Below are 22,136 nucleotides of genomic sequence, written 5' to 3' on the forward strand. Positions count from 1 at the left end.
GTGGGGATTTCCTTACGCGCTTGCGATCGTGTGGATCGCCTCGCGCACCTGCTGGAAGGTGCCGCAGCGGCAGATGTTGGTGATGGCTTCGTCGATGTCGGCGTCGGTCGGCTTCGGCTTCTCGTTCAGCAGCGCCGCCACCGCCATGATCATGCCGCTCTGGCAATAGCCGCATTGCGGCACGTCCTGGGCGATCCAGGCTTCCTGGACCTTGTGCAGGGAATCGGCGGATGCGAGCCCTTCGATCGTGGTGATCTTCTTGCCCTCGGCCTCGCTGACCGAGATCCCGCAGGAGCGCATCGCCACGCCGTCCATGTGGACCGTGCAGGCGCCGCATTGTGCAATGCCGCAACCATATTTGGTCCCGGTCAGGCCGGCGTTCTCGCGGATCGCCCAGAGCAGCGGCGTATCCGGCTCGACGTCGAGAGTGAAGGTTTTTCCGTTGATTGTTAGGTTTGCCATCGCAAGTCCCCTGATTGGCCCAATCCACCGATCGAACTCAGGGGCGCAATCTGTCCGGCAAACTGGAACTGTTCAAATCAACAGTCCGAGGGCTAGCCGGGAGGCATCGCCCGGCGCGCGAGAGTATGGACCGCGGCGCTGTTTTGCCTCATCCCTTCGTCGATCGATTCGGGTTGACGTCTGCTCCATGGGCGCCAATCCGTGGCTTCAGGCGACGACCGGCCGTCAAGGCCGGTTCCAGGCCCGGGTCGCGCCCCGCACAGCGGCGACAGTTTGTCCCTTTTGCCGGGATGCAAGACGCCTGCGCTCTGGTACACTGAGCCGAAGCAAAAGGAGTTCCATGAACGTGCCGAGTCCCTGCAACGTGCTGATGCTCTACCCGCTGTTCTCGGCAGAGTCCTTCTGGAGCTTTGGCGAATCCTGCAAAGTGATGGGCGTCAAGCGCCCTGCCGCCCCCTTGGGCCTGATTACCGTTGCCGCGATGTTGCCCGAGAGCTGGACGGTCCGGCTGATCGATTGCAACACTGCGCCGCTCGGCGACGATGATCTCGCCTGGGCCGACGTCGTGTTCACCGGCGGAATGATGCCGCAGCAGGCCGACACGCTGCGCCTGATCGAGCTGTGTCGCGCCGCCGGCAAGCCGGTCGTGGTCGGCGGTCCGGATCCCACCTCGAGCCCCCACCTCTATGAGCGGGCCGACTTCCGGGTGCTCGGCGAGGCCGAGAGCGTCATCGACGAATTCATCGCGGCCTGGGAGAGCGGCGCACGTTCGGGCACCTTCACCGCGCCGAAGTTCCAGGCCGACGTCACCAAGACGCCGGTGCCGCGCTTCGACCTGCTCAAGTTCGAGGACTATCTCTATCTCGGTGTGCAGTATTCGCGCGGCTGTCCCTTCACCTGCGAATTCTGCGACATCATCGAGCTCTACGGGCGCGTGCCGCGGACCAAGACGGTCGAGCAGATGTTCGTCGAGCTCGAAACGCTCTACCGGATGGGCTACCGCGGCCATCTCGACTTCGTCGACGACAATTTCATCGGCAACAAGAAGTCGCTGCGGCAATTCCTGCCGAAGCTCGCCGAATGGCAGCGCACGCACGGCTATCCTTTCGAATTCTCCACGGAAGCCTCGGTCAACCTCGCCGACGATCCGGAGCTGCTGGAGCTGATGGGGGCGGCCAATTTCTTCGGTATCTTCGTCGGCATCGAAAGTCCGGACCCGGCGACGCTGGTCGCGATGCGGAAGAAGCAGAACACGCGGCGCAACATCGCCGAGAGCATCCACAAGATCTACGCCGCCGGCATGCTCGTCACCGCGGGCTTCATCGTCGGCTTCGACAACGAGAAGGTCTCGATGGCGGAGGCCATGATCGAATTCATCGAGGAGGCCGCGATTCCCGTCGCCATGGTCGGCCTGCTCTATGCCTTGCCGAACACGCAGCTCACGCGCCGCCTCGAGCGCGAAGGCCGGCTGCATCCGGGCCATGATGTGGCGCCGACCATCGGCGCCGATCAGTGCACGGCCGGCATCAATTTCGATCCCGTCCGCCCGTTGCGCGACATCCTGTTGGACTATAGGCGGGTGCTGGAGCACACCTACAGCCCGGCGGCCTATGCAGGACGGGTCGACCGCCTGATGACGCTGCTCGACCGATCCAGGCAGCGCCCCGAACTGGCCGAAGGAGATATCCGCGCCAGACTCGGGGCGATGGAGACGGTGCACAAGGTGGTCTCCGCCCTTCCCGAGGCACGGGGGCCGCTGTGGCAGACCTTCATGAATTGCGCCAAGCGTGACACCTCGTCCGCACGCATCGCCGTGCAGATGATCGCGGCCTATGCGCATCTCGGACCGTTCTCGCGCAAGGTGATCGCGGCTATCGACGAGCGTCTGGCCGCGTTGGGCGAGCACATGCCCAATCCCGTCGTAGAAATGGACGCGACCGAGATTCGACATCTGGCCTGAGATCCGGAGGGCCTACGGGGGCCGCGGGGCGCTTCGATGCGCCGCCGGGCGGGCCTTCCGGCAATCAAAGTGGCTGTCATGTGCGAGATCCCGGCTTGACAGCCGAACAACCTCAAGCTGATCGTCATCAGGACGACACCGGGCCTGCCATGATTTCGGTGCGCCGCTGCGTCATTGCGGGATTGGCTTTAGCGGGGTTGAGCCATGTTCAGGAAGGTGATCCGCTGGTCGATTGCATTGATTGTCGTGGCGGTTCTGGCCTTTGCGTATCTGCCTTCCTTCATCACCGATTCCATCTACAAGAACGTCGACGACATCACCGACGGCGAGATGCCCGCCACGGTCACCGCCTTTCAATCGGGGCCGGACGTCGTCAGCACCATCGGCGGCAGCGGCGAGGGCTTGAACTGCAGCCTGCCGCCCTGGGCCAACATATTGTTCGATGGCGGAAAGGATTCCAGCCAGAAGCGCCATCTCGTCCTGCAACGCTTCAGGCAGGCCTGCGTCTTTCACGACCTGTGCTATCGCCACGGCCTTGCGACCTACGGCTATAACCAGAACGATTGCGATCGCATTCTACAGAACGCGGCTTTTCGGCTGTGCGTCTACATACGAAACAGCAGTCAGGAAAGCAGCGCGGCGCGCTGTCAGACCGATTCCAAGATGGTTCTGGCCGGTGTGAGTCTGGGAGGATATGACGCCTATCGCGGCTGGGACCGATCGACCTATTTCGAATTCGATTCGGATCCGTCGCGGTCGAACGGATTTCAGGTCAGCCGCGTGGTCGATCATCCATTCAAGGCGATCCTACCTGCCAAATACGCAGATGACCCCGATCAGGTCATTCTCATGTTCGAGAACCTTCGCTCCAATCTGGCCGTGACGTGCATCACCTGCGCGACGGTTCCCGTTCTCGAGTGGACCACCGATCCCAACGCCGTCAGCGCCGAACTGCGCGCGGTCGGGGTGACGCGGTTGCCGGACGTGCTGCTCAAGCGCGTGCCCATGCTGACCGAAACCATGCCGGTCTGGTTGCCGCCACGCCGGCGGCACGCGGCGCCCCATCTCCTGGTCGATGGAGCGGGCAAGAACCATCTGATCTGGATGAGCCGGAATAACTCGGAGAACAGCATATCCTGTGTCGTCAGCGCCGATGCGGCGCGACTCCTCACCAATACCTTGCCGACCCGGGATCTCTGCTCGGTCGATGCGGGTCCATCGCTGACCCGCGTGGAAGTCGACATGTTCGCGACCTCTCCGCTTCCGATGGAGGTACCCGGAAGTTCGGATCTCATCTATGCGACCTCGGCCAGCCCACAGAAGACGACAGAGCACCATCTGAGCTTCTGTTCGCGCTCTGCGTCCCGGAAGGTCGAGGAGACCGACCATGACGATCGGTCCAAATGCGTCACCTTCCCCGAAACGGAGGTCCGCAACGGCGCGGCGCTCGGCGCATTTCAGAACTTTCCGCTGGTTCGCCCCGGGCAGCAGATCTATTTCGCGCGGGACATCGCGCTGCAGACGGACTCGCTGCTGACCGCCGCCCGGCAGCGCGCCTTCGGCAATAGCTTTTCGCCCGAAGGCGCCCTGCTCGTGATCGACGTTGCACCGCCGCTCGTCGCAAAAGGACCCCTCTCGGCCAGGCTGAAGAAGATCGTTCGGTTCGACATCGACGATCGCTTCGATCCGATGATGCCGATCACGCGCAAGGTGGACGACCTGCGCTTCCTGAGCCTCGAGGCGACGAAGTCGAACGTGCACCTTCGCATGATCGATTTCGCCAAGGACAAGCCCTCCGTCGGCAATGTGCAACTGATGATGGGCAACGGCGAGGTGGAACTGGATCGCTCCTGGGCGGAGAGGCCCGTGCTGGTGCTGGAGACCAGGGACGCGCGACCCAGAACCAAGCTGGTGTTCTCGCGCGGAGAAGTTGCGGTCCAAGCGGGCAAGCCCGTCACGTCCGACGCGACGACGGAAGCGTTGACGCTGCAGACATTGGTTTTCGAACGCGATGCCGCGGCGCCTTCGAATATGCCCTTCGTGAAATCGGCCGGAGCGGCGTGCCAGGTCGTGTACGAGTTCGCACCGAACCACACCGACTGGCCGTGCTACCGCGCGTTCGATCCCGAACGTACGATGCGGGCGTCGCCGGCGACGCGGATGCAGGCCTCCCAGATGCTGGTCGGGCGGTTCACCCGAGCCGGCGGCCATGGCATCGCATTTCCCGATCTCTGCCTGAAATCAGAGCCGATCATTCTGGCGCCGCAAGGAAGCACGTTTGTGCCCGTGAGCGAGACCGCGGGTTGGACAGGGCCGCCAAGGCTGACACGGACGGTCAAATGCGAGCCGCTCGATACGGCGGCAGTCGTGAGCCGTCCGATCGCGCAGAAGGTGCCGTGAGGCCAGCCGGAAAAGCGTGCCAACGGTCTACTTCACGGCGAGCCGCAGGAAGCTCATCACGCTGCCGAGCGCGGCGAAGCCTGCGCCAAGCGCCAGCGCCAGTGTCGCGCCGTCATGACCCGCGAGCGCGAAGCAGGCCGCGGCGAGCGCCGCGCCGGTCGTCTGTCCCGTCAGGCGCGCAGTGGCGACGATGCCCGAGGCGCTGCCGCTGCGGTGCGGCGGCGCGCTCGACATCACCGCCTTCATGTTCGGCGCCTGGAAGAAGCCGAACCCCATGCCGCAGATCACCATGCGCCAGATGATGTCGGCGATCGCAGGATTGGCCGGCAGCATGGCGAGCAGCGCCATGCCGAGGCCGAGCAGCACGAGGCCGATGCCGCCGAGCAGGCCGACGGCATAGCGGTCGGAGAGGCGTCCCGCGATCGGCGCCATGATGCCGACCACCAGCGGCCAGGGCGTCATGAAGAAGCCGGTCTCGACCTGTGAACGCCCGAGCACGTCCTCGAAGTAGAACGGCAGCGAGACGAAGGCGAGGCCCTGCACCGCGAAGGAGCACACCGCAGTCGCCGCCGACAGCGCGAACATCGGCCGGCTGAACAGGTCGATCGGCAGCATCGGCGCGGGATGGCCGGCATGGCGGCGGGTCAGGATGAAGCCGAGCGCGAGGGCGGTGACCAGCTCGATGCCCACGACCACCGGCGACAAATTGTGCGCGGCGCTGCCGATGCCGGTGATGAACAGGCCGAGGCAGGCGACGGCGAGGGTCGCGCCGAGAAAGTCGAAGCCGTGATCGGCGCGCGGGGTCTTCGGCAGCATCGCAAAGCCGATGCCGATCGCGACCAGGCCGAACGGGATGTTGACGGCGAACAGCCAGGGCCACGGGCCGATCGCCAGGATGGCGGAGGCGATCGAGGGACCGAAGGTGAAGGCGGTCGCGACCACCAGCGCGTTGTGGCCGAAGCCGCGGCCCTGCATCCGTCCGGGATAGACGAAGCGCACCAGCGCGGTGTTGACGCTCATGATGCCGCTCGCGCCGAGCCCTTGCAGCGTGCGCGCGACGAGCAGGCTGTCCAGCGACCACGCCACCGCGCAGAGCAGCGAGGCGATGGTGAACAGGATCAGGCCGCCGAGATAGATGCGCTGGTGTCCGACGATCTCGCCGAGCGCGCCCAGCGGCAGCAGCGTCGCGACCAGCGCGATCTGGTAGACGTTGACGACCCAGACCGACTGCTCCGGCGTGACGTGCAGATCGGCGGCGATGGCGGGCAGGGCGATGTTGGCGATCGCGGTGTCGAGCGAGGCCATCGCCAGCGCGGTGAAGATCGCAGCGATGGCCCAGCGCCGCTGGCCGGCCGGCAGGCCATCGGACATGGTGTGATCGGGCTCGCGCGTGGCGGCCGGTAACGTGATTGTCATTGCCTCGTTGTCGTTGCGTTCGCGCGTTGCTCCGGCGCCGGAGCTGGGGCCTCTCGGCATGTACTACGGCCGGGCCGCCTGCCACAGGCACAAGCGCGCATGCTGTGTATGCGCGAAGGTTGGGCGCTGATGCCATCCACCGGCGTATGATCGCGGCGGCTGTTGCAATCTCAGGAGAGCGCCATGCACATCGTCGTGTTGCCCGGTGACGGCATCGGACCGGAGATCACGACCGCGACAACGGGCGTGCTGCGGGCAGCCTCCGAGCGCTTCCAGCTCAATCTGCGGCTGGAGGAGCACGCGGTCGGTCACGTGAGCTTGAGGCTATCAGGCACCACCGTGCGCCCCGAGCTGCTCGACATCGTCCGCACGGCCGATGGCCTGATCCTGGGGCCGACCGCGACCTTCGACTTCAAGGACGAGGCGCATGGCGAGATCAATCCGTCGCGCCACTTCCGCAAGAGCCTCGATCTCTACGCCAATGTCAGGCCCGCGCGCACCTATGCCGGGCGGCCCGGCCGCCTCGGCGAGTTCGACCTCGTCGTGGTGCGCGAGAACACCGAAGGATTCTACGCCGACCGCAACATGGAGCAGGGCAATGGCGAGATGCTGGTCACGCCTGACGTCGTGATCTCGCTGCGAAGGATCACGCGGGCGTGCTGCGAGCGCATCGCGCACGCCGCCTGCCGGCTCGCGATGAAGCGGCGCAAGCATCTGACCATCGTGCACAAGGCCAATGTGCTCAAGATCGGGGACGGCATGTTCCTGGACATCTGCCGCGCGGCGGCAAGGACATATCCCGGTCTCGTGGTCGACGACATTCTGGTCGATGCCATGATGGCGCATGTGGTGCGCAATCCCGATCGCTTCGACGTCATCGTCGCGACCAACATGTTCGGCGACATCCTGTCGGATCTCACGGCGGAACTCTCCGGCAGCCTGGGCCTCGGCGGCTCGCTCAATGTCGGCGACCGCCATGCCATGGCGCAGGCCGCGCACGGTTCGGCGCCCGACATTGCGGGGCAGGACGTCGCCAATCCGGTGTCGTTGATCCTGTCGTCGGCCTTGCTGCTGGCCTGGCATGGCGAGAACAGCGGCGCCGTGCGCTATGAGGAGGCTGCGCGCGCGATCGAGGCAGCGGCGGCGAAGGCGATCGGCGAGGGCAGGGCCACGCGCGACGTCGGCGGCAGGCTCGGCACCATCGCGGCGGGGGCTGCGATTGCGGAGATCCTGCAGGGAGGGTGAGGAGGTCTCGCGGAATTTTTTTTCGGTGGGCTCAAGACAAAATCGCGAAAACAACCCCATGCACAGTAGAAGGCCCTTGATCGACAAGGGATTTTTCGAGGAGCCTCGCGACGACATCCGTGACCTCGATCACGTTGATCCGTCGGGCAAAACACTGGCATGATGCTACGTGCCAGCGGTCGTGAACGAGGGCGCATTCTCACGATGCGTGATGTCCGGCCTCACGCCATTTGGCGGCGCGCCGTCTCGCCTTGAGGCAGATCAATACTCACCCCGCAGGGCCGCCAGACCATCCATCAACGCATCAATGGAAGGCGGCGTCGATATGGCGGCTTTGCTCAGGGAAATCCGGGACACCCCTTTGCTCTGGATGCTGGTCTTTGTACCCATCGTGCTGGTGGCCGATGCGGCTGCGCCGCACTCCCACACGCTGCTCTTCGTGCTGGCCGTGCTTGCGATCGTGCCGCTGGCGGCGCTGCTCAGCCACGCCACAGAAGCGGTCGCTGCCAAGACCGGCGATGCCGTGGGCGGACTGCTCAATGCAACGCTCGGCAATCTGACGGAGTTGATCATCGCCATCACGGCGCTGCGGGCGGGCCAGTACATGCTGGTGAAGGCCTCGATTGCGGGCGCGATCGTGACCAACGCGATATTCATGCTCGGCGCCTGCCTGCTGATCGGCGGCATGCGCTACCATGTGCAGGAGTATAACCGCGCCGGCGCGCGGCTCTCGTCCGGCTTGTTGTTGATGGCAACGGTCGCGCTGCTGGCGCCTTCGGCCGTCGCCGACCTCGAACATCTGCCGCAGGGCGGAGGCGTCCTTCACAAGCTGAGCGTCGGCATTTCGATGCTCCTCATCGTCGCTTACGCGCTGGGCCTGTGGTTCTCGCTCGGGACACACAAGGAATTGTTCGCAAGCGCCGATCACGGTGAGCACGAGGAGGCGCACTGGCCGATCGGGGTTGCCGTCGGAACGCTGCTGGTCGTCACCGTGCTGGTCGCGCTGGTGAGCGAGATCTTCGTGGAATCGGTGCAGAAGGCGGCGGAAACCTTCGGAATGAGTCCGGCCTTCGTCGGCTTCATCATCGTTTCGCTGGTCGGTGCGGCCGCCGAATTCGCGGTGGCGTTTGCCGCGGCGCGCAAGGACCGGCTCGACATGGTCGTCAGCATTGCGCTCGGCAGCGCCTCGCAGATCGCGCTATTCGTTGCACCTGCACTGGTGCTGCTGAGCTACGTCGTGGGACCGACGCCGATGAACCTTCAGTTCTGGCCGGGCGCCGTCACAATGGTGATGATTGCAACTGTTACGGCGACCTTCATCACCACAAGCGGTCGCTCGGCATGGTTCGTCGGCGCCTTGATGATCTTCATCTACGCCGTGTTTGCCCTGACCCTGTATGTCGTCCCGCCGGCGGGTCAGGAATGAGGTGCTGCCTGTCGGCACGGGCGTGAATTGGCCTGTCGGGGAATGGCGGCGCGCGGCAAGCCATCCTCCGAAGAGGCGAATGCGTTCCCGCTAATAGGCCCAGTAGCTGCCGGAGGGCGAGCAATTGTCGCCGCCATAGCCATAGTTGCCGCCGCCATAACCGTAATACGATGCGGCCGGGGAGCTGTAGCCGTAGGCCGGATAACCGTCATAGTAGCCACCGCCACCGTAGTACCCGCCATCGCCGCGGTAATAGGCGCTCCGCGCAATCGCGCCGCCGACGACGGCGCCGGCAACCGCACCATAACCGAGCCCGCGATAACCGTAGCCGCGATAACCCCAGCCGCCGCGATAGCCCCAACCACCACCGCGATAGCCGTAGCCGCCGCCGCGCCAGCCGCCAACCCATCGCACTTCAGTGGTGTCCGATCGACCATCGATTTCATCGTCGAAAGATGCGTCGGGATCGCCCCGGCCTGGGCGACTGTGCCTGATAGCAGCGCTCCGGCTCCGGCTGATGGCGCTGCTCAGCCTTCAGCGCCCATCGTCTTCAACGCCCAGGTTCAAAGTCCAAGGCGTTGCAGCACCAGTTCGTTCGATTGGGCGGGCAAGGACGGCAGCCGCCGCTTCAGTTCGGCGAAGGCTCTATCCGTGATGTCGAGCGTGTTGTCGATGTCGTCCGTCGTCAGGGCGGCGTTGAAGAACATGTTGTGATAGGGGTGAAGGTAGGCCCCGGATCGAACTGCAAAGCCGGCCCAGAAGTAACCCTTCCGCATGTCTGGATCGTCGTCGAACAGGATTTGCGGCATCTGCGACGGTCCGGTCTGGCGAACCCCGATGCCGTGTGCGGAGGCCTGCGCCGCAATGCCGGCGCGCAGCCGCGTGGAATTGGCGACGATCCGTTCGAGATAATCGGTTGTCCGGATCTCCCGCAGGGTCGCGATTGCCGCCGCCATCGGCACGGCGGAGAACCAGAAGGATCCCGTGACGTAGATGCTCGACGCTGCGCTGCGGGCCTTCTCCGAGCCGAGAAGGGCCGAGATCGGATAGCCGTTGGCGAGCACCTTGCCCCATGCGCTGAGATCGGGCTGAACCCCGTGTACCGACCAGCTGCAGTCGCGCGAGAGGCGAAAGCCGGTGCGTACCTCGTCGAGGATCAGCAAAGCATCCGCATCATCGCAAAGCTTCCTCAGTCCAAGCGCATATTCGGCCGAGGGCGCGTACTGGTCGTTGAACGTCTCGTGACGGAATGGCGTCGCGAAGACGCCGGCGACGTCGCCGGCGGCCTTGCGAAACGCCTCCGTCGCACTGTCGAGGTCGTTGTAGTCGAAATAGATGATGTGGGCACGGTCCTCCGCTGTGATGCCCTTCATGTTGGGAGTATTCCAGGGGGCGGCGCCGTGATAGGTGCCCTTCGCGACGAGAATTTTGCGGCGATCCCGATAGGCCCGTGCCGTCACCATCGCCATCGAGGTCGCATCGCTGCCGTTCTTGCAGAACATGGCCCAGGCCGCATGCCCGATCATCGATACGAGGTCTTCCGCAAGCACGACCATCGCTTCGGACGGGCCGGTCATGGTGTCTCCCATCGCGGCCTGGGCCCGTGCGGCTTCCTCGATGGCGCGGTGCCGGTAGCCGAGCAGATTGGGACCGAACGCACACATGTAGTCGACGTAGCGGTTGTGATCGCAGTCCCAGAGATAGGCTCCCTCGGCTCGCGAGAAGAATTGCGGAAAGTCCTCCGAAAGAAGGGCGACCGATTCGTGACCATACATGCCCTTCGGGATCACCTGCCGTGCGCGTTCGCGCAGTTCGGAGTCCTTCGAATTTCTCATCATGGATTGTCCTGCCGGATTTGTGGCCGCGCGTCAGCTCGGCATCGCGATGTCGGGACGACGCTGTCTCCACGGCATTGCAGCCTCGAAGGCGGCGGCTGCCTGCAGGACGCTAAGATCGTCGAAGCGACGGCTGACGATCTGCAGGCCCACGGGCAGGCCGGCGCGGGTCATGCCGCAGGGCACGCTCGCGGCCGGGTGGCTCGACATGTTGAAGGGGTAGAGGAATTCCGCCCATTCAAGCCAATCCCAATCGTGCTCGGGCCAATGTTCCGGCCTGACCCGCTCGACGGGAAAGGCCGCAACCGAGGCGACCGGCGTGATGAGATAATCCCAATCCTCGAGGAAGGTCGATATCTCGGCGACGTAGGCGTATTTGCGCTCGCGCATGTCCATGAATTCGGTCGCCGAGTAATTGGCGCCCTCGCGGATGCAGGCGACTAAGTCGCTGTCCATCTGGCTCTCCCATTGCGGCAGCAGGCCGGCCCTTCGTCCCCACAGGACCGCCCAGAAGAACCGCCCGAGTTCCGGTCCCTTCGGGCCCCATGGCGGCGTCACGATCTCGACCTCGGCCTGAAGCTCGTCGGCAAAGACCTTGGCCGCCGACGCGACGATCGCTGCGATCTCGTCGTCGACGCGGGCATGGCCGAGGTCGGGGCTGAAGGCGATACGCTTGCCCTTCATCGAGCTCTTCAGCTTCGCGAAGTAGGCATCGGGCGCCGCTTCGCAGGAAGTGTGGTCGAGCGGATGCGGGCCGGCCATTGTCTCCAGCATCAGCGCGGCATCGGCGACGGTCCGCGTCATCGGGCCGATATAGGTGGCGTAGTCGTTGTTGGAGACCGGCGCGTAGGGGACCCGGCCAAAGGTCGGCTTCAAGCCGAATACGCCACAGAAATGCGACGGCATCCGGATCGAGCCGGCTCCATCCGAGCCGAGGTGCAGCGGTCCGTAGCCGGCCGCTGCACCTGCGCCTGCGCCTGCAGACGAGGCGCCGGCATTGAAGCCGCGTTTCCATGGATTGTGCGTCACGCCCGTCACCGGATTGCGGCTGATGCCGGACCAGCCGAATTCGGACATCGTGGTCTTGCCGAGAATGATCGCGCCGGCATCGCGCAGGCGCGCCACGACGATGTTATCCTCGCGAGCAACGGGGCCCTTCAGCGCATGCGTGCAGGTCGCCGTTTCGTAGCCGGCGACGCCGAAGGCGTCCTTGATCGTGACCGGAATTCCTTCGAGAGGGCGAGCCTCTCCGCTGCGCAGGCGCCGCTCGGAGTCCCGTGCTGCCGCCAATGCGTCGTCTCTCATCACCACGGAAAATGCGTTGATCGCCGGCTCGAGCGCCGCGATCCGGTCGAGGATCCCCGATACGGCCTCTACCGGCGAGAGCTCGCGGCGTTCAAAGCGCGCCTTCAGTTCCAGCGCGGTTGCGTAACCCAGTTCGGCGTGCAAGTCGTTCATGTTTTCGGCCATCCACCGAGGTGTTGATTGCATGGGTCGAGGTGTGATCGACGGGCCCCGAGGATCAGGCCTTCTTCACACCGTAGAACTGGGAGAAGCCCAAGGGAATGCCGCTGAGCTTCTGGGAGTACGCGGCCGGCTGCGCAAAGTAGCCGAGCGGCAGATACGGGGTGTCCTGCATGGCCTGCGCCTGGATTTCCCGAACCAGCCGCTGTCTTTCCTTGTCGTCCTCGGCCGACAGAAATGCGAGGCGCAGGGCCTCGATCTTCTCGCTGCTCGGCCAGCCGAAGGTGCCGGCCTTGCCGATACCCCTGAGATAGGAGTGAGCGGCAGGATTGATCGCGGACGCGCCGGGGACGTAATTGCACCATGCGCTCCAGCCGCCCTGGTCGAGCGGGCGTTGCGACGCAATACGCTGCAACACGGTGCCCCAGTCGGACACCTGGTAGTCGACCTCGAGGCCGATCTTGCGGAACATGTCGGCGGCGACCAGGCTCATGGAATTGAGGGCGTGGAGGTCGGTCGGGACGACGAAGACGATACGCTCGCCCTTGTAGCCCGCCGCCTGTAGATCGCGCTTGGCCTTGGCGTAGTCCGGCGCGCCCGCGAAGACGTCCATGCCGGCATCGTTTGCGAAGGGGGAGGCGGGCAGGAAGAAGCCGACATTGTCCTTCCAGAAATTGCCATTGGTGCCCATGACGGCCGTCATGAATTCCGTCTGGCTGATGGCCGACAGGATGGCGCGACGGATTGCGGGATTGTCAAAGGGGGGAACGAGATGATTGAGCCTGATCATCGCGAGATAGCCGCCGGTGTCCTTGACCTCGACCTTGATGTTGCCTCGCTTGGCGAGCAGCGGCAACAAGTCCGGAGTCGGTTGCTCCCACCAGTCGACTTCGCCGACCTGAAGGGCGGCCGCAGCCGTCGCAGCATCCGGCAGAACGCGCCAGATCACGCGGTCGAGATGGACGGTCTTGGGGCCGGCCATGAAGCTGGCGGTGCCTGACGCTCGCGGGACGTAACCGTCAAACCGCTTGTAGACGACCTGGGATCCGACGATGCGTTCGTCCGGCACGAACTGGAACGGTCCGCTGCCGATCATCTCCTTGACCTGCTCCGTGCCCGGCGTGAGCGCAAGGCGCTCGGGCATGACGGGGCACACGCTCGATGGCTTGCCCAGCGCATAGGCCAGCAAAGGAAAAGGCTTCTTCAAGTCGAAGACGATCGTATTGTCGGACGTTGCGGAGAGTTCAGCGGTGGCGCTGCGAAGATCTCCACCGAAGACGTCTCGGCTCCACCAGCGCTTGATGCTGGCCACGGCGTCCCGCGCCAGGACCCGTTCGCCGTCGTGAAACTTCAATCCCTCGCGCAGCGTCAATGTCCAGCGCAGGCCGTCGCGGTCGATCTCGTGACCAGCCACCATCTGCGGCTGTGCTTCGAAGCGTTCGTCGACGCCGTAGAGCGTGTCGAACACCATCAGTGCATGGTTGCGGGTCACGAGCCCCGTCGTCTGCACGGGATCGAGCAAAGTGAGATCGGATTGCGGAACGAAGGTCAGGACCTTCTCACCCGCCGCCGACGCGAGGCGAGGCGCTGCAACTGTGGCCGTTGCCGTGGCGGTTGCGGCTTTCAAGAAGTCTCGGCGGTTCATGGCACTCCTTTCAGGGGAAACGGAGATCAGGCGGCGGACCTCACCATGCGCGGGATGATAATGATATAAATTTCGATTATAAAGCGGAGTCTTTGGGCGCGTCCTCCAGGGAAAGATCCCTGCATTTTCACGATCATACGTAAATATGAGCAAAAATTGGTCAGCGAGCCGCCCACGGCGGAAGCGGGGAGCGGCGGCGGCTCGAGAGATAGCAGAATTTTATATGATTAGAGGAGGGGTCAGGGGGCGCGCCGATCGACGACTTCCGGCAGGTAGCATCGCAAATATGCGATGGAGCATCTGATCGATTCCTCGAGATATTCCGGGGTGATGGATCGATGGAGGCTGTAGGACAGCGCCCAGATTCCGTCCACGAGCGCGATCGACACCGCGACCCATTTCTCCAGATCCGGTACCTTGGGCATGTCGAACGTCGCACGCAGATAGGCGGTACGCTGCTTTGCGAGATGGGCGTTGCCGCTGAGATCCGTGTTTCTCACCTCGACACTGACACCTGCGCCCATGAAAAGGCGCAGCGCTGCAGGATTGCGGTTCAGATGCGCCGCGCCGGCCTTCTGGCTGTTGGCGATGTAGTGCTGCCAGGTCTGGGGACGAGGATGAACCGGGCCCGCGGCGCGTGCCGCGATCTCGGCGTGGTAGCGTTGCGCCAAGGCTACAAAGGCGGCGCCTCGGTTCGGAAAGAAGTGATAGACCGAGGCGAGAGGCACATCTGCTCGCTCGGCGATTTGAGCGAGACTGATATCCTCGTCGAGCCGTTCGGCGAGCAGGTCTGCGGTGGCATCGAGCAGAAGCTGAAGCCGCTCGCGACCGCGCTTGCGCATCGGCGAACGACGTCCAGCACCCAATTCTTTGCCGTTCCCCAAACTGTTCGCCATCACGCACAGAGATTCAGACGAAGCACGGCGCGAAATACTGAAATGCACTGCGCTCTTCGACAGCCGGGCGTGTACCGGTCATCGTAATTATCACCAACCCCTTGGCCAGATCAACCGGCGCTGCCGACGTGAAGCCGTCGCATCGCGTCGGCCGCGGGGCGTCGCAGTCGTACCCTCCCTAAAACTGATATCTCCGCAATCCCCCATCCACCGGGATCACCGTGCCCGTGATGTAGCGCGCCACCGGTGAGGCCAGAAACACCGCGAGGGCCGCGAGATCTTCCGGTTCGCCCCAATAGCCCACCGGGATTTCCTCCTCGGCAAAACGCTCGCGATAATCCGGCGCGTAGTTGCGGCGGATCTGTTCGCTCATGATGCGGCCGGGCGGGATGCAGTTGATGGTGATGCCGTGCGCGCCGATCTCGCGCGACAGGCCCTTGGCCCAGGCGTGCACCGCGGCCTTGGCGGCGAAGGCGGCGTTGAGGCCTTCCGGCTCGGACTTGCCGGTGATGTTGACGATGCGGCCCCATTTGCGTTCGATCATCTGCGGCAGCAGCGCGTGCGCGATGCGGCGATAGCTGGTGAAGTTCAGCGCGATCGCCTCGTCCCACTTGCTGTCGGGCGCATCGACGGGGAGGGGACGGCTGCCGCCGGCATTGTTGACGAGGATGTCGACATGGCCGAGCTCCTTCAGCGCGAAGGCCGCAATGTTCTCGGCGGCGTCCTTGGCCATCACGTCCTGCTCGAACGGCGTGATCAATCCGCCGCCGACGTCTTTCGCCAGTTCGGCCAGCAGGTCGGTACGGCGCGCCACGCCGATGACGCGCACACCTTCGGCTGCGAGGCCCTTGGCGATGGCGCGGCCGATGCCGATACTCGCGCCGGTGACGACAGCGGTTTTCGATTTGAGCCCGAGGTCCATGGTCGCACGCTCTCTTGGTTGCTTTGCGTTTTGCCGTTCGTTTCCTGCCCCGCCCCGCGTGCGGCGATTTGCCGAACCGAGACGAGCAGTGGTAACCAGGAGCCTCGGCGAAGGAAACACGAAAAAGAAAAGGCTGACATGATGGTCTGGGATCCGCAGCAATATCTGAAGTTCTCCGGCCATCGGCTCCGGCCCGCCGTCGACCTCCTGATGCGGATTCCGGATTTTGCCCCGCGCGCGATCGCCGATCTCGGCGCCGGCGCCGGCAACGTGACGAAGCTGATCAGGGAGCGCTGGCCGGATGCGCGCGTGACCGGCGTCGAGGGATCGGCCGAGATGGTTGCCGCGGGGCGGAAGGCCGCGCCGGACGTGGAATGGTCGCATGAGGATCTCGGCCATTGGAGACCCGCCGGGCAGTACGACCTGATCTATTCCAATGCCGCACTGCACTGGCTGCCCGATCATGCGGCACTGTTTCCGTCGCTGATGGAGAATGTGGCGCCTGGGGGCATCTTAGCGGTGCAGATGCCGCGCAACTTCGCCGCGCCTTCGCATGTGCTGATCGGCGAGACCGCGCTGGACGGTCCGTGGCGGTCCAAGGTGGAGCATCTCGTCACCCCGCCGCCGGTCGAAGGGCCGGCCTTCTATCACGATCTGCTTGCGCCGATGTCGGCCAACATCGACGTCTGGGAAACCGAATATCTCCAGGTGCTCGAGGGCGAGAACCCCGTGAAGGAATGGACCAAGGGGACCTGGCTGACGCGCTATCTCGACGTCTTGCAAGGCGAGGAGAAGATCGCGTTCGAAGCCGCCTATGGGATGCGCGTCGCAAAGGCCTATCCGAAGAATGCCGCGGGGCAGACGCTGTTCCCGTTCCGCCGCCTCTTCATGGTCGCCCAGCGCAAAGGCTAATTGCGGTGCCGCATTGCGGCATAAGCGCTCGTTCCCTCTGGACTGGCGCGGACACCGGGTTGCGCATGCAGCGGTCCTCAAGTTAGCTTGGCTGCGGCAAACAGGGCTTGGGTCCAGTTGTTCGGGTAGCGGATTGCTGCCAGGACTGACCTGAAAAACAAGAAGAACCCGGTTTCCGAGTTGTTGGGAGGTACGTTCATGCGCAAGCTGCTTGCCGCGGTCGCCGCCGCGGCTGTTTTCTTGGCTCCCGCCATCGCCCAAGCCCAGAGTCCCATCGTCATCAAGTTCAGCCACGTGGTCGCCAACGACACCCCGAAGGGCAAGGGTGCGCTGAAATTCAAGGAGCTCGCCGAGAAATACACCGAGGGCAAGGTCAAGGTCGAAGTCTACCCGAACTCCACGCTCTACAAGGACAAGGAGGAGATCGAGGCGCTGCAGCTCGGCTCGGTGCAGATGCTTGCGCCCTCGACGGCGAAATTCGCGCCGCTCGGCATCAAGGAGTTCGAGGCGCTCGACCTGCCCTGGCTGTTCAGGGACGACCAGACCTATGCCAGCGCGATGAAGGGCACGATCGGCAAGTGGCTGTTCCAGAAGCTCGAGGCCAAGGGCATCACCGGGCTCGCCTATTGGGACAACGGCTTCCACATGCTGTCCGCCAACCGTCCCTTGCTGAAGCCGACCGATTTCCAGGGGCTGAAATTCCGCATCTCCGGATCGAAGGTCGCCGACCAGTATCTCCGCATCATGGGCTCGATCCCGCAGATCATGGCGTTCTCGGAAGTTTACCAGGCCTTGCAGACCGGCGTGGTTGACGGCTGCGAGAACACGGCGTCAAACTACCTCACGCAGAAGTTCTACGAGGTGCAGAAGGACATCACCGTATCCTATCACGCGCATCTGCAATATGCTGTCATCGTCAATTCGAAGTTCTGGTCAGGTCTTCCGCCCGATATCCGCACCAAGCTGGACAAGGCGATGACGGAGGCGACCGACTACACCAACTCGATCGCGCGGCAGGAGAACGAGGACGCGCTGGCCGAGATCAAGAAGACGGGGAAGACCAATCTGCATTATCTCACCGACGCCGACCGCAAGGCCTGGCAGGAGGCGATGCAGCCGACGTATAAATGGGCAAAAGGGCGGGTCGGGCCGGAGGTGCTCGATCTCCTCGCCAAGGAACTCGACGTCAAGATGAACTGACGGGCTGCGCCCCAACAAGAACAATACCAACGGTCGGGGGTGATCGCACTCCCGGCCGTTGCGCTTGAACGATCCAATCCGGGGGGACCAAGTTGCTGCGCGCGCTGAATCGTTTTCTCGATCATCTCGAGGAGTGGCTGATCGCGACGATGATCGCGGCTGCGACATCGCTCATCTTCGTCGCCGTGCTGCACCGCTACGGTGCCGGGCTGTCGATCGACATCGCCAAATGGGCGGAAGCGCGAAATCTCGCCTTCCTTGCCGTGCCGGCGCGAGCGGTGTTCGTGTGGCTTGCCGCGCTCGACCTGTCCTGGGCACAGGAACTCTGCATCTACATGTTCATCTGGATGGCGAAGTTCGGCGCCGCCTACGGCGTGCGCACGGGCATCCATGTCGGCGTCGACGTGCTCGTCAACCTGCTTCCCGGCGGATCGCGCCGGCGCGTCATCACCTTCGGTCTGTTGTGCGGTGCGCTTTTCACCGCCATCGTCGGCTATTTCGGGGCCGTCTTCGTCGGCCACATGTGGCAGAGCGGCCAGCAATCCAACGATCTCGAAGCGCCGATGTGGATGGTGTATCTCACGATCCCGCTCGGCTCCGGCCTGATGTGCTTCCGCTTCCTGCAGGTCGCCTGGTCGTTCTACCGCACCGGCGAGCTGCCGCATCACGACATGGCGGGCGTCGAGGGTGTCGAGGCGGATCCGGTGCATCCGGCGCCGGTCACGCCGAGCCAGGTCGTCCGCGACGAGCGCAGCCCGCTCGGCTGGATCCTGATGCTGCTGCCGGTCCTGATCGTCGCGATCTGCTTTGCCCATGCAGGCCATCTCATCACGCTGCCGCAGGGCGTGCGCGTCGCCATCGTGTTCGCGCTGCTGCTCTCGCTGATGCTGACGGGCATGCCGATCTCGATCGCGCTGGGTCTGACCGTGCTCAGCTTCATGTTCACGCTGACCGACGTGCGAACGGAATCGGTGGCGCTGAAGCTGTTCACCGGCATCGAGAATTTCGAGATCATGGCGATCCCGTTCTTCATCCTCGCCGGCAGCTTCCTGACCCATGGCGGCGTGGCGCGGCGGATGATCACCTTCGCAACCTCGCTGGTCGGCCATTGGTACGGCGGTCTGGCTCTGTCGGGCGTGGTCGCCTGCGCGCTGTTTGCCGCGATCTCCGGCTCCTCGCCGGCGACCGTCGTGGCGATCGGCTCGGTGATCCTTCCCGCGATGGTCGCGCAAGGCTTTCCGAAGCGGTTCGGCGCGGGCGTGATCACGACGTCGGGCTCGCTCGGCATTCTCATCCCGCCGTCGATCCCGATGGTGCTCTACGCCGTGTCCACCAACAGCTCGGTCGGCAAGCTGTTCATCGCCGGCATCGTGCCGGGGCTTGCGCTCGCCTCGCTGCTCGGCGCAACGACGTTCTACCGGGCCTGGCGCAACGACTATCCGCGGATGCGCAAGGCCACCTTCCGCGAGCGTCTCGATGCGTTCCGCAAGTCGATCTGGGGCATCCTGCTGATCGTGATCGTGATCGGCGGCATCTACAGCGGCCTGTTCACGCCGACCGAAGCTGCCGCCGTCAGCGCGGTCTACGCCTTCATCGTCGCCGTGTTCATCTACAAGGATCTCAGGCTGCGCGACGTTCCGCGCGTGTTGCTGTCATCGGCGAATCTCTCCGCGATGCTGCTCTACATCATCACCAACGCCGTGCTGTTCTCGTTCCTGATGACCTACGAGAACGTGCCGCAGGCGCTGGCGCAATGGATGATCGACCAGGGCCTGGGGTGGATCGGCTTCCTGCTGCTCGTCAACCTGCTGCTGCTGATAGCGGGCAACGTGATGGAGCCGTCCTCGATCATCCTGATCATGGCGCCGATCCTGTTTCCGGTCGCGGTCAAGCTCGGCATCGATCCGATTCATTTCGGCATCCTGATGACGGTCAACATGGAGGTCGGGCTGTGCCATCCGCCCGTCGGCCTCAACCTCTACGTCGCCTCCGGCATCGCCAAGATGGGGATCACCGAGCTCACGGTCGCGGTGTGGCCGTGGCTGCTGACCATGCTGGGATTCCTCGTCGTGGTGACGTATTGGCCCGGCCTGTCGCTCTGGCTGCCCCGCTTGCTGGGCATGTAGTGGCGCGAGCGGCACGAATGCACCCTCTCCCCGGTCGGAACACCCCCTGTGGGAGAGGGTACATCGCAACGAAGCGGCGAGCCGGGTGAGGGGTCTCTCTCCTCACGAACAGTATTGCGAATGGAAAGAACCCCTCATCCGGCGCTTCGCGCCACCTTCTCCCACAAGGGCAGAAGGGAAGAGAACTCCGTCTTGGAGGAACGAGCATGACCGAACTCAGCAACGGGCCGAAGGACGCATCGCCGTCCGTCATCGCGCAGCAAACGGTGATGCTGAACGCCTTGCCGTTTTCCGACACACGCGACTTCGACGACGCCGCGCGCGGCTTCCTCGGCACGATCGAGAATGCAACGATCACGAATCCGCAAGGGCGGACGGTCTGGAGCCTCGAGCCCTATGGCTTCCTGTCCGCCGAGCAGGCACCGCCCACGGTCAATCCGAGCCTGTGGCGCCAGTCTCGCCTCAACATGCAGCATGGCCTGTTCGAGGTCGTGCCCGGCGTCTACCAGGTGCGCGGACTCGACATCGCCAACATGACGCTGATCGAGGGTGACAGCGGCGTCATCGTCGTGGATACGCTGACCTCGATCGAAGGCGCCCGCGCCGCGCTCGATCTCTACTTCAAGCACCGCGGCACGCGACCGGTCGCGGCGATCATCTTCACCCATACCCACACCGACCATTGGGGCGGCGCGCGCGGCGTGCTGGCGGACGATGCGCTCGCCACCGGCGGCGTGCCGATCATCGCGCCGAACCTGTTCATGGAGCACGCCGTCTCCGAGAACATCATCGCAGGACCCGCGATGCTGCGCCGGGCGCAGTATCAGTTCGGCCCCCTTCTCGCCAAGGGCGCGCGCGGGCAGGTCGATTGCGGCCTCGGCAAGTCGATGGCGGCTGGCTCCGTCGCGCTGCTGCGCCCCACGGACCTGATCATGGCGACCGGCGATACGCGCGTGATCGACGGCGTCGCATTCGAATTCCAGATGGCGCCGAACAGCGAAGCGCCGGCGGAGATGCACTTCTTCGTTCCGCGCTACAAGCTGTTGAACCTCGCGGAGAACTGCACGCACAATTTCCACAATCTGCTGCCGTTCCGCGGCGCCGACGTGCGGGACGCGCTGGCCTGGTCGAAATATCTCGGCGAAGCCTTGCAGCTCTGGGACGGCAAGGCCGAGGCGATGTGTGGCCAGCACCATTGGCCGGTGTGGGGGGCTGAGCGCATCGGCACGATGATCCGGCAGCAGCGCGACCTCTACAAGTTCGCGCATGACCAGACCATCCGCCTGATGAACCACGGCCTGACCGCGGCCGAAATCGCCGAGACGATCCAACTGCCGAAGAGCCTGGAAGGCGCCTGGCACGGTCGCGGCTATTACGGCCACATCCGGCACAATGTGAAGGCGATCTACCAGAAATATCTCGGCTGGTACGATGCCAATCCGGTCAATCTCGATCCGCTGCCGCCGGTCGAGTCGGGCAGGAAGTATGTCGAGTACATGGGCGGCGCGGACGCCATCCTGGCGCGGGCGCGCACCGATTTCGACCAGGGGGAATTTCGCTTCGTCGCGCAGGTGCTCGGCCATCTCGTCTTTGCCGAGCCTGATCATGCGGCGGCGCGCGCACTCCTGGCCGATACGCTGGAGCAGCTCGGTTATGCCGCCGAGAGCGCGACCTGGCGCAACGCCTATCTGTTCGGCGCACAGGAATTGCGCCAGGGCATGCCAAAGGTGCCGGCGCGCCCGCCGATGCCGCGCGAGACGCTGGCGGCGCTGCGCACGGAGCAGCTTTGGGACGTGCTCGGCATCCGCCTCAACGGTCCCAAGGCGGAAGGCAAGCACATCGTCCTGAACTGGCGCTTTTCCGACACCGGCGAGACCTTCGTGCTCAATCTGGAGAACTGCGCGCTCACTTACACCGAGGGCGCGCAGGCGGAAAACGCGGACGCCAGCTTCACGCTCGCGCGCGCAACGCTCGATGAGGTGATCGCGAAGCTGACAAGCTTTCCGGAGGCGGTTGCTGCAGGCAAGGTCAAGCTCGCGGGCAATCCGATGAAGCTTGCCGAGCTGATGGGACTGATGGACGAATTCCCGCGGATGTTCGAGATCGTGGAGCCGAAGCGTGCAGTGGTGGTGTAGGGGGCTCGTGCCCCGGACGCAGCGCAGCGCTTCTTCAGCGGTGCGCTGCAGAGCCGGGGCCCATGTTTCCGCGAGCATCTCCGACCGCGTGG

16 protein-coding genes and 1 pseudogene are annotated in these 22,136 nt (G+C 64.3%); 9 read left to right on the forward strand and 8 right to left on the reverse strand.

All coding sequences use genetic code 11. The features are described from left to right. Window positions 1-12 precede the first annotated feature (12 nt). Entirely contained in the window at window positions 13-462 is a 450-nt protein-coding gene (locus tag EDE08_RS02305) for a (2Fe-2S)-binding protein (protein WP_061878293.1), read from the reverse strand. A gap of 340 nt (window positions 463-802) precedes the next feature. Here EDE08_RS02305 and EDE08_RS02310 point away from each other — a divergent pair, with 340 nt between their 5' ends. Then, on the forward strand, window positions 803-2,422 hold the full coding sequence (locus tag EDE08_RS02310) for a B12-binding domain-containing radical SAM protein (RefSeq protein WP_131866759.1): 1,620 nt from the start codon (window positions 803-805) through the stop codon (window positions 2,420-2,422). Window positions 2,423-2,626: 204 nt separating this feature from the next. Next, the gene (locus tag EDE08_RS02315) at window positions 2,627-4,822 is read left to right on the forward strand and encodes a hypothetical protein (RefSeq protein ID WP_131866761.1); all 2,196 of its coding nucleotides are present in this window, start codon (window positions 2,627-2,629) and stop codon (window positions 4,820-4,822) included. A gap of 27 nt (window positions 4,823-4,849) precedes the next feature. Here the strand turns inward: EDE08_RS02315 and EDE08_RS02320 are convergent, their stop codons facing one another. Next, on the reverse strand, window positions 4,850-6,238 hold the full coding sequence (locus EDE08_RS02320; RefSeq protein ID WP_131866763.1) for an MFS transporter: 1,389 nt from the start codon (window positions 6,236-6,238) through the stop codon (window positions 4,850-4,852). A gap of 183 nt (window positions 6,239-6,421) precedes the next feature. Here EDE08_RS02320 and EDE08_RS02325 point away from each other — a divergent pair, with 183 nt between their 5' ends. Beyond that, window positions 6,422-7,483, forward strand: a complete 1,062-nt coding sequence (locus EDE08_RS02325) for an isocitrate/isopropylmalate dehydrogenase family protein (protein WP_131866765.1) — start codon at window positions 6,422-6,424, stop codon at window positions 7,481-7,483. Between the two features lie 325 nt (window positions 7,484-7,808). Further along, window positions 7,809-8,909 carry a calcium/proton exchanger gene (gene cax, locus EDE08_RS02330; RefSeq protein ID WP_131866767.1) on the forward strand — a complete coding sequence of 367 codons (1,101 nt, stop codon included), beginning with the start codon at window positions 7,809-7,811 and terminating at the stop codon, window positions 8,907-8,909. A 90-nt stretch (window positions 8,910-8,999) separates the two neighbouring features. On the opposite strand, the gene EDE08_RS02335 is transcribed toward cax, so the two are convergent. The 6 genes from EDE08_RS02335 to EDE08_RS02360 form a co-directional block, all read right to left on the reverse strand. Further along, window positions 9,000-9,323, reverse strand: coding sequence for a hypothetical protein (locus tag EDE08_RS02335; RefSeq protein ID WP_245524676.1), 324 nt, complete (start codon window positions 9,321-9,323; stop codon window positions 9,000-9,002). Between the two features lie 149 nt (window positions 9,324-9,472). Continuing rightward, on the reverse strand, window positions 9,473-10,747 hold the full coding sequence (locus EDE08_RS02340; protein WP_131866769.1) for an aminotransferase class III-fold pyridoxal phosphate-dependent enzyme: 1,275 nt from the start codon (window positions 10,745-10,747) through the stop codon (window positions 9,473-9,475). Between the two features lie 30 nt (window positions 10,748-10,777). Beyond that, the gene (locus tag EDE08_RS02345) at window positions 10,778-12,202 is read right to left on the reverse strand and encodes an amidase (RefSeq protein ID WP_245524677.1); all 1,425 of its coding nucleotides are present in this window, start codon (window positions 12,200-12,202) and stop codon (window positions 10,778-10,780) included. A gap of 64 nt (window positions 12,203-12,266) precedes the next feature. After that, window positions 12,267-13,853 (reverse strand): ABC transporter substrate-binding protein, encoded by a 1,587-nt coding sequence (locus tag EDE08_RS02350; protein ID WP_131866773.1) that lies wholly within the window; start codon window positions 13,851-13,853, stop codon window positions 12,267-12,269. 239 nt (window positions 13,854-14,092) lie between these two features. Then, complete coding sequence (locus EDE08_RS02355) at window positions 14,093-14,797, reverse strand: TetR/AcrR family transcriptional regulator (protein ID WP_131866775.1); 705 nt, start codon at window positions 14,795-14,797, stop codon at window positions 14,093-14,095. A gap of 130 nt (window positions 14,798-14,927) precedes the next feature. Continuing rightward, entirely contained in the window at window positions 14,928-15,671 is a 744-nt protein-coding gene (locus EDE08_RS02360) for an SDR family NAD(P)-dependent oxidoreductase (RefSeq protein ID WP_131866777.1), read from the reverse strand. 141 nt (window positions 15,672-15,812) lie between these two features. Here EDE08_RS02360 and EDE08_RS02365 point away from each other — a divergent pair, with 141 nt between their 5' ends. The 5 genes and pseudogenes from EDE08_RS02365 to EDE08_RS02380 all read left to right on the forward strand — a co-directional run bounded on the left by EDE08_RS02365 (window position 15,813) and on the right by EDE08_RS02380 (window position 22,044). Then, the gene (locus EDE08_RS02365; RefSeq protein WP_131867434.1) at window positions 15,813-16,583 is read left to right on the forward strand and encodes a methyltransferase domain-containing protein; all 771 of its coding nucleotides are present in this window, start codon (window positions 15,813-15,815) and stop codon (window positions 16,581-16,583) included. 198 nt (window positions 16,584-16,781) lie between these two features. Further along, on the forward strand, window positions 16,782-17,783 hold the full coding sequence (locus tag EDE08_RS02370) for a DctP family TRAP transporter solute-binding subunit (RefSeq protein ID WP_131866779.1): 1,002 nt from the start codon (window positions 16,782-16,784) through the stop codon (window positions 17,781-17,783). A 149-nt stretch (window positions 17,784-17,932) separates the two neighbouring features. After that, a pseudogene (locus EDE08_RS39460) lies at window positions 17,933-18,412 on the forward strand (TRAP transporter small permease); the annotation flags it as partial. A 216-nt stretch (window positions 18,413-18,628) separates the two neighbouring features. After that, the gene (locus EDE08_RS39465) at window positions 18,629-19,909 is read left to right on the forward strand and encodes a TRAP transporter large permease (RefSeq protein WP_245524691.1); all 1,281 of its coding nucleotides are present in this window, start codon (window positions 18,629-18,631) and stop codon (window positions 19,907-19,909) included. Between the two features lie 206 nt (window positions 19,910-20,115). Further along, window positions 20,116-22,044: an alkyl/aryl-sulfatase gene (locus EDE08_RS02380; RefSeq protein WP_131866783.1), complete on the forward strand. Its 1,929-nt coding sequence runs from the start codon at window positions 20,116-20,118 to the stop codon at window positions 22,042-22,044. Window positions 22,045-22,136: the final 92 nt, after the last annotated feature.

Source organism: Bradyrhizobium sp. R2.2-H (assembly GCF_004346455.1).
In the GTDB taxonomy this organism is placed as follows: Bacteria; Pseudomonadota; Alphaproteobacteria; order Rhizobiales; family Xanthobacteraceae; genus Bradyrhizobium; species Bradyrhizobium diversitatis.

What these genes read in the sequence shown, in the direction of transcription:
- EDE08_RS02360 (WP_131866777.1), bottom strand. Translation starts at nt 15,671, where the DNA reads ATGGACCTCGGGCTCAAATCGAAAACCGCTGTCGTCACCGGCGCGAGT.
- EDE08_RS02345 (WP_245524677.1), bottom strand. Translation starts at nt 12,202, where the DNA reads ATGAACGACTTGCACGCCGAACTGGGTTACGCAACCGCGCTGGAACTG.
- EDE08_RS02310 (WP_131866759.1), top strand. Translation starts at nt 803, where the DNA reads ATGAACGTGCCGAGTCCCTGCAACGTGCTGATGCTCTACCCGCTGTTC.
- EDE08_RS02370 (WP_131866779.1), top strand. Translation starts at nt 16,782, where the DNA reads ATGCGCAAGCTGCTTGCCGCGGTCGCCGCCGCGGCTGTTTTCTTGGCT.
- EDE08_RS02340 (WP_131866769.1), bottom strand. Translation starts at nt 10,747, where the DNA reads ATGATGAGAAATTCGAAGGACTCCGAACTGCGCGAACGCGCACGGCAG.
- EDE08_RS02325 (WP_131866765.1), top strand. Translation starts at nt 6,422, where the DNA reads ATGCACATCGTCGTGTTGCCCGGTGACGGCATCGGACCGGAGATCACG.
- EDE08_RS02350 (WP_131866773.1), bottom strand. Translation starts at nt 13,853, where the DNA reads ATGAACCGCCGAGACTTCTTGAAAGCCGCAACCGCCACGGCAACGGCC.
- EDE08_RS02320 (WP_131866763.1), bottom strand. Translation starts at nt 6,238, where the DNA reads ATGACAATCACGTTACCGGCCGCCACGCGCGAGCCCGATCACACCATG.
- EDE08_RS02365 (WP_131867434.1), top strand. Translation starts at nt 15,813, where the DNA reads ATGGTCTGGGATCCGCAGCAATATCTGAAGTTCTCCGGCCATCGGCTC.
- EDE08_RS02305 (WP_061878293.1), bottom strand. Translation starts at nt 462, where the DNA reads ATGGCAAACCTAACAATCAACGGAAAAACCTTCACTCTCGACGTCGAG.
- cax (WP_131866767.1), top strand. Translation starts at nt 7,809, where the DNA reads ATGGCGGCTTTGCTCAGGGAAATCCGGGACACCCCTTTGCTCTGGATG.
- EDE08_RS02315 (WP_131866761.1), top strand. Translation starts at nt 2,627, where the DNA reads ATGTTCAGGAAGGTGATCCGCTGGTCGATTGCATTGATTGTCGTGGCG.
- EDE08_RS02380 (WP_131866783.1), top strand. Translation starts at nt 20,116, where the DNA reads ATGACCGAACTCAGCAACGGGCCGAAGGACGCATCGCCGTCCGTCATC.